The organism is Nonomuraea maritima (genome assembly GCF_900100395.1).
GTDB classification, from domain to species: Bacteria; Actinomycetota; Actinomycetes; order Streptosporangiales; family Streptosporangiaceae; genus Nonomuraea; species Nonomuraea maritima.
In genome coordinates, this window is record NZ_FNFB01000050.1 from 21,063 (window position 1) to 28,688 (window position 7,626).

General features: G+C 70.5%; 8 protein-coding genes. 3 read left to right on the forward strand and 5 right to left on the reverse strand.

Annotated elements, in window-relative coordinates:
* A partial coding sequence (locus tag BLR04_RS38105; RefSeq protein WP_143022410.1) for a HAMP domain-containing protein occupies nucleotides 1-818 on the reverse strand: 818 nt, incomplete at its 3' end.
* Nucleotides 819-938: 120 nt separating this feature from the next.
* On the opposite strand from BLR04_RS38105, the gene BLR04_RS38110 reads away from it, so the two are divergent.
* Nucleotides 939-2,477, forward strand: a complete 1,539-nt coding sequence (locus tag BLR04_RS38110; RefSeq protein ID WP_245740988.1) for a PP2C family protein-serine/threonine phosphatase — start codon at nucleotides 939-941, stop codon at nucleotides 2,475-2,477.
* Between the two features lie 3 nt (nucleotides 2,478-2,480).
* Here BLR04_RS38110 and BLR04_RS38115 read toward each other — a convergent pair whose 3' ends face one another.
* The 3 genes from BLR04_RS38115 to rho form a co-directional block, all read right to left on the reverse strand.
* Entirely contained in the window at nucleotides 2,481-4,259 is a 1,779-nt protein-coding gene (locus BLR04_RS38115) for a S9 family peptidase (RefSeq protein ID WP_090774037.1), read from the reverse strand.
* Nucleotides 4,260-4,403: 144 nt separating this feature from the next.
* Nucleotides 4,404-5,444, reverse strand: a complete 1,041-nt coding sequence (locus tag BLR04_RS38120) for a putative RNA methyltransferase (RefSeq protein ID WP_176903532.1) — start codon at nucleotides 5,442-5,444, stop codon at nucleotides 4,404-4,406.
* Between the two features lie 27 nt (nucleotides 5,445-5,471).
* Nucleotides 5,472-6,596, reverse strand: a complete 1,125-nt coding sequence (rho, locus tag BLR04_RS38125; RefSeq protein WP_090774038.1) for a transcription termination factor Rho — start codon at nucleotides 6,594-6,596, stop codon at nucleotides 5,472-5,474.
* A 371-nt stretch (nucleotides 6,597-6,967) separates the two neighbouring features.
* Here rho and BLR04_RS41140 point away from each other — a divergent pair, with 371 nt between their 5' ends.
* Together BLR04_RS41140 and BLR04_RS41145 are read left to right on the forward strand one after the other, a co-directional pair.
* Entirely contained in the window at nucleotides 6,968-7,111 is a 144-nt protein-coding gene (locus tag BLR04_RS41140) for a hypothetical protein (protein ID WP_176903534.1), read from the forward strand.
* Nucleotides 7,112-7,131: 20 nt separating this feature from the next.
* Nucleotides 7,132-7,350 (forward strand): hypothetical protein, encoded by a 219-nt coding sequence (locus tag BLR04_RS41145; RefSeq protein WP_176903536.1) that lies wholly within the window; start codon nucleotides 7,132-7,134, stop codon nucleotides 7,348-7,350.
* Nucleotides 7,351-7,390: 40 nt separating this feature from the next.
* Here the strand turns inward: BLR04_RS41145 and BLR04_RS40245 are convergent.
* On the reverse strand, nucleotides 7,391-7,626 hold a 236-nt coding region (locus tag BLR04_RS40245; RefSeq protein ID WP_218129329.1), incomplete at its 5' end, for a type II toxin-antitoxin system Phd/YefM family antitoxin.

The following is a 7,626-nucleotide window of genomic DNA, read 5'->3' on the forward strand; positions in this document are numbered from 1 at the left end:
ACCTGCGCCTGGCCGCCGAGCTGACCTTCGGTGCCGACCTCGCGGGCCACACGGGTGACCTCTTCTGCGAAGGCGGACAGCTGGTCGACCATCGTGTTGACGGTGTTCTTCAGCTCGAACATCTCGCCCACGGCGTCGACCGTCACCTTGCGGCTCAGGTCGCCCTTGGCCACGGCGGTGGTCACCACGGCGATGTCGCGCACCTGCGCCGCCACGCGGGAGGACATCGTGTTGACGGCCTCGGTGAGGTCGCGCCAGCTTCCTGACATGCCGCGCAGGTTGGCGCTGCCGCCCAGCCGGCCCTCGGTGCCGGCCTCGCGCGCCACCCGGGTGACCTCGCTGTTGAACAGGGCGAGCTGGTCGACCATGCCGTTGATGGCCTTGCCCAGCCGCCGCACCTCGCCGCGGGCCGAGCGGTCGAGGTCGATGCGCCGCGACAGGTCGCCCTTGGCGACCGCGTCGATGACGTCGGCGGCGCCGCTCACCGGGCTCACCAGCGCGTCGATCAGCATATTGACGGACTCGACGCTCTCGGCCCAGGCGCCGACGCCCGGCCCAGGGGTGAGGCGTTCGCCGAACCTGCCCTCCTTGACGACCTCCTTGCGGACGCGTACCAGCTCGTTGGCCAGGTGTTCGCGCCGGTCGGCGACCTCGTTGAGCAGCAGTCGCACCTCGCTGAGGATCCCGGGGGGAGCGTGGGGGACCCGTCGCCGGAAATCGCCGTCACGCCACGAGAAAAGCGTCTCCAGGATGGGGATGAGGTCGGACTCGGTGTACGTCCGCTCCTCAGCGCTTGGCTCTGTCTTGGCCGTGGTCATGGGGCCTCCTTCACTCGCGGCCGGCTCCGGCGAGTGATTCAAGTCTGTCACGTTGAGTAGCTCGTAGTCCTGCCCTTGGATTTACCCCAAGTCAGCGTGAAGTGTGGTAGGCACGGGGGAATGACTGGTTCTCCTCATGCGGTGCTCGCCGCGACGTTCGCGCCCGGCGAGACGGCGGTGACGTCTGCGATGCGGTTCACGCGCGAGGTGATGACCGCGTGGGCCACCGGCGGAGTGCTCCACACCGCCGAGCAGATCGCGGGAGACCTGGCCGAGCAGGTCGCTGACGAGCCGTTCGAGGTGATCTGGAAGCATTTCGGCGACGCGGTGCAGGTCGAACTGCGGCAGCGAAGCCTCCCCCAAGGCGATCCCAAAGCTCCTTCCGTCAGTGTCGAGGAATGGGGAGTCACCTTCTCGGGCGATTCCCGTGTCCACTGGGCTAGGCTCACGCTACCTGGCTCGGCCGAACAAGTGGCAGCCGAATGGCTGCAGGAGAGCTCCAGGGGCACACATTGGCTGGGGTTCCTGGCCGATGCGAGCGACCTGCTGGCGGGCACGCTCGACCCCGACATGGTGCCGGCGATCATCGCGCAGGTCGTGGTGCCGCGGCTGTCGAGCTGGTGCGCCGTCTACACCGCCGACGACGCGGGCCCGCGCCTCGTCTACCTCTGGCACGCCGACGAGGCCCGCAACGACGCCCTTCGCGAGCAGATCGCGGAGATGGACGTCTCGGCCGCCGACAACCGGCGCACGTCCGCGATCGCCATGGGCGAGACGCAGGTGCTGGCCGTGCCGCTCACCGCGCGTGGCCGCAGCCTCGGCCTGATGTGCCTGGGCCGTCCCGACCGGTTCACCGACGAGGTCATCCAGTTCGCCGAGGACATCGGCAGGCGCGCCGCCCTGGCCATGGACAACGCCCGGCTGTACGCCCAGCAGGCCGCCGCCAACCGCGCCCTGCAGCGCAGCCTGCTGCCGCCCAACGAGCCCGAGGTCCCGGGGCTCGACTACGGCGTCGTCTACGAGCCCGCCGGAGAGGCCAACGAGGTCGGCGGCGACTTCTACGACCTGTTCAAGGCGGGCGACGACTACTGGCGCTTCGCGATCGGCGACGTGTGCGGCACCGGGCCGGAGGCCGCCGCCGTGACCGGCCTCGCCCGCCACACGCTGCGCCTGCTGGCCCGCGAGGGCTACGGCGTCGCGGCGGTGCTCGGCCGGCTCAACCAGGCGATCATGGAGGAGGGCGAGCGCGCCCGCTTCCTCACGCTGCTGCACGGCGACATCACGCCGGTCGCGAACGGGCTGGAGGTGCGCCTGGTCTCGGCCGGGCATCCCGAGGCGCTGCGGCTCAAGCCCAACGGCAAGGTCGAGGCGGTCACCACGCCGCAGTCGCTGCTCGGGGTCTTCCACGAGGTCGCGTTCGAGGCCGACACCGTCCACCTCGACCACGGCGACGTGCTGCTCGCCGTGACCGACGGCGTCACAGAACGCCGCTCAGGAGGGCGGCTGCTCGACGACGACGGCGGCCTGGCCCGGATGCTGTCGGAGTGCGCCGGGCTGTCGGCCAGGGCGGTCGCCGAGCGCATCCGCCGGGGTGCCGCCGAGTTCGCCGCCGAGCCGAGCGCCGACGACCTCGCCATCCTCGTGCTGCGCGCCCGCTGAGCCCTAGCCGTCGATCTTCATGGCGCTCGTGTGCTTGCGCGCGAACTCCAGCTGCAGCGCCGTCTGCGTGATGCGTTCGCTCACCACGAGCGAGGCGCCGACGGCGTCGTAGGCGTAGACCTGGTGCTCGCGGCCGTGCTCCGCCAGCCTGGCCACGTACTTCTCGATCTGGCGCATCGGGCAGCGCGAGTCGTTCTCGCCTGCGAGGATCAGCACCGGGCTCTTGACCTGCTCGATGTACGTGATGGGGGAGCTCGCGGCGTACCGTTCCGGCTGTTCGTCGGGCGAGCCGCCGAGCAGGGCGCGGTGGAAGGCCCGCAGGCTCTCCGCCTCGTCCTCGTAGGAGTCGCGGTGGCAGGCGATCGGCACCGCGGCGATGCCGGCCGCCCACAGGTCGGGCTGGGTGCCGAGGCCGAGCAGCGTGAGGTAGCCGCCCCAGCCCGTGCCGGTCAGCACCGTCCTGGACGGGTCGCAGATGCCCTGGTCGATCACCCACTGCCGGACGGCCGCGACGTCGGCCAGCTCGATGTGGCCGACGTCGCCGTGCAGCGCGTTGCGCCACGCCGAGCCGTAGCCGGTCGAGCCGCGGTAGTTGACCCGTACGACGGCGAAACCGGCGTCGACCCAGGCGGCGGTCTCGGGGGAGAAGGCGTCGCGGTCGTGCGTGTCCGGGCCGCCGTGCAGCAGGAATACGGTGGGGAAGGGGGCGGCGCCCGCCTCGGGCTTGGAGACGAGCGCGTGGACGCGGCCGCCCTCGCCCTCGACGTCGACGTCCTGGATGGGGACGCTCGGCGGGGCGGGCGGGCCGCTCGCGTTGACCACCACCTGGCCGGTGCTGGAGCGGATGACCGGCGGGTGCGACGCGCTCGACCACGAGTACTCGACGTGGCCGCCGGAACGGGGCGCGGCCTCCTCGATCACGCCGCGGGGCGTGTCGATGAGGGTCAGGCCGCCGCCGGTGAGGTCGTAGCGGTGCAGGTGGCTGCGGGCCCGGTGGTCGCGCATGATGAGCAGGCCGCGCGCGTCGGGGTACCACTCGGCGTTCAGGTCGCCCGGGTCGCGCAGCCAGATCTCGCGCTGCTCGCCGGTCACCGGGTCCCAGACGATGGGTTCGCGGCGGTCGCGGCGCTCGTGCAGGGCGAGCAGGCGGCGGTCGCCGAGCACGGGGGCGAAGCCGAGGCCGACCACGCCCTTGCCGGGGCCGTCGTGCAGCTCGCCCACCGTGTCGCCGTTCTGGTGGACGACGCGCAGGGCGGGGTGGCGGAAGTCGCCGTACTCGGCGTGGTTGATCGCGACGAGGGAGCCGTCGAGCGTCATGCCGGCCACCCAGGCGGCCTCGGTGTGCTCGTACAGGGTGGTGGCGGGCCGGCCAGGGTGCACCAGGTGAATGCGGAACGTGCCCTCGCTGGCGAGGCTGATCGCGGCCACGCCGGTCGCCGACAGCGCGATGCCCGCGGGCTGGCCCGGCGGCAGGTCGGGCGCCACGGGCTCGTCGGGACCGCCCGTGAACGGCTGACGCCACCAGCTGCCGAAATCGTCGCCGTCGGTGTCGGCGAACCAGTAGATCCACTGGCCGCCGGGGTCGATCGCGGCGTACGCGGTGCCCCACGGGCGGTCGGTGACCTGGCGGGTGACGCCGGTCACGCGGTCGCGGGCGTAGACCTCCCACGTGCCGGTGGCGTTGGAGCGGTAGATGGAGCGGTTGGGTGCCTGGCTCGCCGGGGTCGGCAGCGTCATGCGCGACGCGCGGAACCTGGCCTGCCAGCGTTCCTCCGCCTTCATCCGGCGCGCCCCCTCCCGTTGTCGTCCCGCGCCCCGGGGCGTGGGATGCCGTCCAGTATCGCGCCTGTGCCGGAGAAATACTCAGGGAATGTGGGGGAATTTCGGGCTAAACGCCCCATCAGTAACATCGGTCGCCTATGCCCGTCAAGGAATGCGGCTTGATCGGGGGACGGGCTCGAAGATAGACAGATGAAAGGCCGCACGCGTCACCACTTTTTCACGCCTTTTCGCGACATTTCGGGAAAAGAGGGATGAAATTCGTTCGTCCAGCGCGTCCGGGTCCTGGTGCCAGGCGCTCGGCCCCATGCCGATCACCTGGGCGACGTCGTCGTGCCCCAGCTCCATCTCGAACGCGATCGTGCGCCGCTCGGCCTCCGAGAACCCCTCAAGGCTCCTGGCCAGCCGGCGCTCCTTCTCCTCGTCGACCGACAGCAGCCCCAGCTCGGCCACCAGCGGGCTGAGGTGCTTCGCCGTGGGGGTGACGACCACCGCGACGCCGCCCGGACGCAGGACACGCCGGAACTCCGGCCCGTTCCTGGGCGCGAACACGTCGATCACCACATCGGCCACCCCACTCCTGATCGGGAGCGGACGCCACACGTCGGCCACGAACGCCCCCGCCCTCGGATGCGCCCGCGCCGCCCGGCGCACAGCGTGTTTCGACACATCGAACGCCATCCCGATGCCATCGTCCACCGCGTCGAGCACGGCCGCCAGGTAGTGCCCGGTGCCCGTGCCGGCGTCGACGATCAGCGGCGCGACCCTGCCCGCCGCGCGACGACCGTCGACGATCTCCGGCTGCCGCGCGGGAACCCCGTCCTCCGCGCCGTAACCGGCGTCCACTCGGGCCCCACGGTACGCCTTCGGGTCCGCGTCGTCAGTGTTTTCGGGGGATGCTGCACGATTTTCTGGAACGTTCTTGTTTGCGGTGTACGTCCGTACTGTCGCGGCGACGGCGTCGGCGAGCGGCGCGTAGTGACCGCGGTCGAGGAACGCGGCCCGCGCCGCCACCATCGGGGTGCTGTCGGCCGTGCCTGGCGGCCGCGAACCGACGAGGAGGCTGACGTACCCCTGCCTGGCGACGTCGAAGGAGTGCCCCGCCTCGCAGCGCACGGCGGCGGCGTCGAGCCGCAGGTCGGCCCGGCAGAGGGGACAGATGAGGAAATCGACGATGTCGGCCAGCATGCGGCCCATTCTGGTGGATGCGCCGGGTCAGGCGGCCGCGGCCTCGTGCAGGAACGCGGCGTTGGACGGCGTCTTGCGCAGCCGGTCGACGAGGAGCTCCATGCCCTGCTGCCGGTCGAGGCCGGTGAGCATGCGGCGCAGCCGCCAGACGACCTGCTGCTCCGGGACCTTCAGCAGGATCTCCTCGCGCCGCGTGCCCGAGGCGTCGAGGTCGACGGCGGGGAACAGCCGCCGCTCGGCCAGCTCGCGGGTCAGGTGCAGCTCCATGTTGCCGGTGCCCTTGAACTCCTCGTAGAGGCTGTTGTCCATACGCGAGCCGGTGTCGACAAGCGCGGTGGCGAGGATGGTGAGCGAGCCGCCGCCCTCCACGTTGCGGGCCGCGCCGAAGAACCGCTTCGGCGGATACAGCGCGCGGGCGTCGATGCCGCCGGTCAGCACGCGGCCCCCGCCCGGCGCCAGGTTGTTGTAGGCCCGTCCGAGCCGCGTCAGCGAGTCGAGCAGCAGCACGACGTCACGGCCGGACTCGACGAGCCGCTTGGCCCGCTCGACGGCCAGCTCGGCGACGGCCGCGTGGTCGCGGTCGGGGTGGTCGAAGGTGGAGGCGTAGATCTCGCCGGGGATCGTGGACCGCATCTCGGTGACCTCCTCGGGCCGCTCGCCCACGAGGACCACCATGAGCGTCACCTCGGGGTGGTTGCGGCTGATCCCGGCGGCCAGCGCCTGCAGGACCATGGTCTTGCCGGCTTTGGGCGGGGCCACGATGAGGCCGCGCTGCCCCTTGCCGATCGGGGCGAACAGGTCGACGACGCGCGTGCTCAGCGACTCGGTCTCGAGCGTGAGCCGCTCGGTCGGGTGCACGGGCGTGAGGTTGGCGAAGTTCGGCCGCTCGCGCCACTCGGCGCCGCCGTTGACCTCGTCGACGCCGACGAGCTTGTTGCCCTGGAACGACGCGACCACGTGGTCGCCGGGGCGCAGGGCGTACTGCCGGACCTTCTCGGGCGGCAGGCGCACGTCGCCCGGCTGCGGCAGGTGCGCGGCCCTGATGAAGATGGACTTGTCGTGTACGTCCAGCAGGCCACTGACCTGGTGGACCGCGGCACCAGGAGCCGGGCGTTGTTCAGGAACGGTGCGATTTTCGGTACGCGTGGACATGGTGTGCCCCTTGAGGGAATGCGCCAGGGCATGCCGCACCCGGCGGAGTGAGGAAGACAGAAGCCCGAGGTCGCGAGGACGAGGGCCGGATGGAGAAGACCAGCGGAGCGAAAGGCTCAACGCTTGGTTGAAAGCTACCACGCCATCCGTACCACGAAACACCTAGCCCGCTCGGACTATTCCCGGGCCGGTTCTCGTGTCTTGCCGGGCGAGCGGGCGGCGTAGGCAGGAGAATGTCCACCAGCGCACCCGTACGGCGAGGAGAATGACCGCGCACGGGGCGAAAGGCACCCCATCGCGTCAAGCGTCCTGCAGGGCCCCTGCAACTCGATGAGGGTTCCATGAAATGCAGAGACCTTCTTGGGGGAATCATGAAGACCGTCAACCGTTGCCCGCAGTGCCACCACGAGCTCGACGAGGGCCCGATCATGTACCGTTGCGCGCACTGCCGCCGGGCCGTCTACGCCGCGGACATCGACTTCGAGTTCGTCCCGCGCAGGCCCGTCGCCGCCTGAACGCTTCTAGAATCAGGCGGGTGCCCCCTCACCTGATGACCGTCTCCGGCGTCGAGGTCACACCGCTCTGCGACGCCGTCGGTCCGATGGGGGCGGCGATCCTGCGCCCTCTCCCTGAGTTGTTCGCCGGTTCAGGGCTCGCCGACGACGAGCCATGGACGCTGCACTTCCACTGCTACCAGGTTCGTCCGCTGTGCTCCGGCCTTCAGGCCGGGGGTGAAGCGGACCCTCCCGCGTAGCGGAGCAAGATTCGCCGATTCGCCGCTGGGCGAACCGGCGTCACTCAGAGGTGTCGGGATGGTCTTGCTGGCTGGTCCACCACTCGTAGGGAACCAGGACCGCGTATGGTGTGCCGTTTCGCTCGACGATGGTGGCCTCACCAAGATAGTGGGCGGCGTTGACTCGGTCACCGAGTCGTTCCCTGGTTTCTCGAATACCCATGCGAACATCCATAGATCGAATGGTACACTTATTACCATGCAGCTTCGGTACAACTTCCGCCTCTACCCGACGCC

Bases quoted from the DNA above. Each gene is read 5' to 3' on its own strand.
- BLR04_RS38110 (WP_245740988.1), top strand. From the start codon at position 939: ATGACTGGTTCTCCTCATGCGGTGCTCGCCGCGACGTTCGCGCCCGGC.
- BLR04_RS38115 (WP_090774037.1), bottom strand. From the start codon at position 4,259: ATGAAGGCGGAGGAACGCTGGCAGGCCAGGTTCCGCGCGTCGCGCATG.
- BLR04_RS38120 (WP_176903532.1), bottom strand. From the start codon at position 5,444: ATGCTGGCCGACATCGTCGATTTCCTCATCTGTCCCCTCTGCCGGGCC.
- rho (WP_090774038.1), bottom strand. From the start codon at position 6,596: ATGTCCACGCGTACCGAAAATCGCACCGTTCCTGAACAACGCCCGGCT.
- BLR04_RS41140 (WP_176903534.1), top strand. From the start codon at position 6,968: ATGAAGACCGTCAACCGTTGCCCGCAGTGCCACCACGAGCTCGACGAG.